Source organism: Bacillus sp. GMs2/2, from assembly GCF_050172095.1.
Taxonomy (GTDB): domain Bacteria; phylum Bacillota; class Bacilli; order Bacillales; family Bacillaceae_G; genus Bacillus_A; species Bacillus_A cereus.
On the sequence record NZ_JBNLYE010000438.1, the window covers coordinates 1 to 2,946 of the forward strand.

Genomic DNA, 2,946 nt, shown 5'->3' on the forward strand with positions numbered 1-2,946 from the left:
GAAAGGGAATTGAAAAAAAACTGAAACTTTTCTCATAAAAATTCAATCTAACTTGAAAAATGAAAGGAAAATGAAATTTTCCAAAAGATATTCTTTGTTAAGATAAAAAGCATACATACAAAAAGCATTGACATATCTTAAAAATTTATTTTCAAGATATAGTGGGGGAAAAGATGAGATTAGAAAAACAATTAATAAAAAAGATGTATTATGAAACATTTCTAATGGAGAATGAAACAAAACCAACTCTTGACGTACTTGGACAAGCTTATGTAAACGAAGAAAAAAATGAGATTTCTGATGGGTCTTATATTCGTTTTGCACAAGGTGAATTTTATTATCGTCATCAAGATTTTGAAGCAGCTATTTTTAAATGGGAGAAGGTTAGTAATGAATTAGCACCATGGGCACAAAAAAATATTGCGGATGCTTATTTCGAACTTAATCAATTACCATATGCTGAAAATATTTATACTTCCATTACTACTGATAATAAAATATTGATGACCGAAATTAGACTACAATTACTTTCTCTTTACATTGAGCAAAATAATTTTGACTCAGCTTTCGGTGTTATTAAAGAAGCAGTTTCTTTAAATCCTGATTATCCGAATGTCACAAAAATTGCCCGTTCCTTTTATGAGGAACAGCAAGATTTTGATAGTGCAGTAGAGCTTGCTGTGAATGAGTTAATTCGAATAGAGTCGTATCCGTGGTTTGAGGTGTTAAAAGGATATATCGATAAAGGGTTTACTAAACATATTTCACCAGACTATTTTTATGATGCATTAGCTACATTAAATAATGTAGATCAAGTACAATTTACACAAATGGTTTCATCACTTTGGAACAGTTATAAAGATGAACCAAATTATTTATTATGGCTTAATACAATAAATGAATTTTTCTTACATATTGAAATACATTCGTCCGATATATGGAACAAAGTTTCTGCTCTTTACGAAGAAACGTACTTTGCATTAATTCAAGGTCAATATACGCTTAGACAATTAAACGATATCATACCAAATCTGTTAGCAAATTGGTTAAAGGTAGTCAATCCATCTTATGCTGTATTTCCATCTGCAGCTGTATTGGCATGGGATGAGATTTTCCCTTCCAAAATAGATTCAGCAAATATAGAACATGCGGAAAACTTACTGTCACATTCTATTAATCATGTAAATGGCTTAGAGTACAGCTTACACCTTTTTGAATCTATTACACAGTGGGCACAAAAGCAGAATATAGAAATAGGTCACCGATTTAAATGGTTAGTTGACGAGCTCGCAGATTTAAGAACAAATCGTATTTTAGTAACGGGAACTTCAGGGAACGGAAAAACTACATTTATTAACTCTATATTAGGAGAGAATATATTAGAAAAATCAATTTCAAATGTAGTAGTTTTAAAAAATGATGCTCATATAGAAATAAACGCTATAACAGACTCAGCAATTACAACAACGGAAGATATCACTGATTACCATAATATGATGTCTCAGCACCATCAAACATATAGAGATAGAGCGTGTGTTGAATTTAAATTACCATGCAGATTTTTAAATGAAAATAAACTTACATTTGTAGTGACACCTGGCTTTAATAGAAATAACGACACTAGAGATGAGATATTCGAATATTTAAATTCTGTAGACGAATTACTGTTCGTATTGAATGCGGATTCACCTTTTACTGATAAAGAACGTGACATTCTATTAAGTATTCAAGAACATACGCCAAATTTACAAATTCATTTCTTATTAAATAAAATCGATAACATTTACAGTGAAGCAGAGGTGAAAAGGGTATTACATGATACGGCAGCGAGAATAAACACATATTTCCCACATGCGAGAATTTTCCCTTATTCTTCGTTATATACAAGTAGTCAACAATTAAATGATTTAACTGAGTTTATTCATTTTAACTTTAATCATAAACATATCGATGCAGAACGTACTGAAAAGTTATTATATTTCATTCGAAAAACAATTACATATCTTTTGGATAAACGTATTGAGAAAGAAAACAATCTAGTGGATGCTATTAATTGGAATGAAGATATGCTAGTGAAATTAAACGGTAGCATTAATAACCTTACTGCATTTGAGAGGGAAAAAATTCATTTCATTACACAATCATATCGTTCAATGAAGACTGAAATTACGAATGATCTTACTGAAAATATCCCGAAGATATTAAAGAGTTGTTCTAATATAATTAGTGAAGAAAGTGATTTCGGGCACATGGATACGGAACTAAATAAAGCAATGAATGAAAGAGTGCATAAATATTTAGAACAAACTGTATTACCTAATCTTGCTCTTTCTATGCAAAATTGGATTGCAACTTCTAATAATGAGCTTCTTCAAAGTCAAACGTATTTAGAAGAACTTAGTGAAGGGCTTAATTCACTATTTGGAGAAAATAAAATACAGTTAGAATGTGACTTTAAAGTGCTTGATGACTGGCGCAGAGATACTGACAGGATGACGACTAGAATACAAATGGATGAAGTAAATATTTTACGTCGATTTACGCCAGCACAATTTTTACTAAAAAGTGCCGGTAAATTATTTGGAGTTCTTCCTAAAAATAAATCTATGCTACATAACAAATATAAACAGTATGTAGAAAATGAAGATTATACTGAAGTAACGGCTTCTATTATGAAGAAATTTTTCTTGCAATTTGAGCTGTTTGAAAACACACAAGAGCGAGATCTTCATATATTCTTTAGGAATCCATTTAACTCCTTAAAGCAAGCTGTAGAAAATACGCAATTAGAAATACAAGAAAAACAAGAGATGTTACATAAAATGAAATCAAATCCTGAAGTTTATCATGATTCTATCATGCTCTTTGAATTGAGATTGCGTCAATGTGAAGTAATTTTAAATATAGGTAATGATAATACCTATACAGATGTAGCTTTAGAGATCG

General features: G+C 30.5%; 1 protein-coding gene. It reads left to right on the top strand.

Going from position 1 to position 2,946, the window contains the following annotated elements:
• Nucleotides 1–173 precede the first annotated feature (173 nt).
• Nucleotides 174–2,946 (top strand): dynamin family protein (locus ACQGS6_RS25665; protein WP_426965821.1); only part of this gene is annotated, 2,773 nt, incomplete at its 3' end.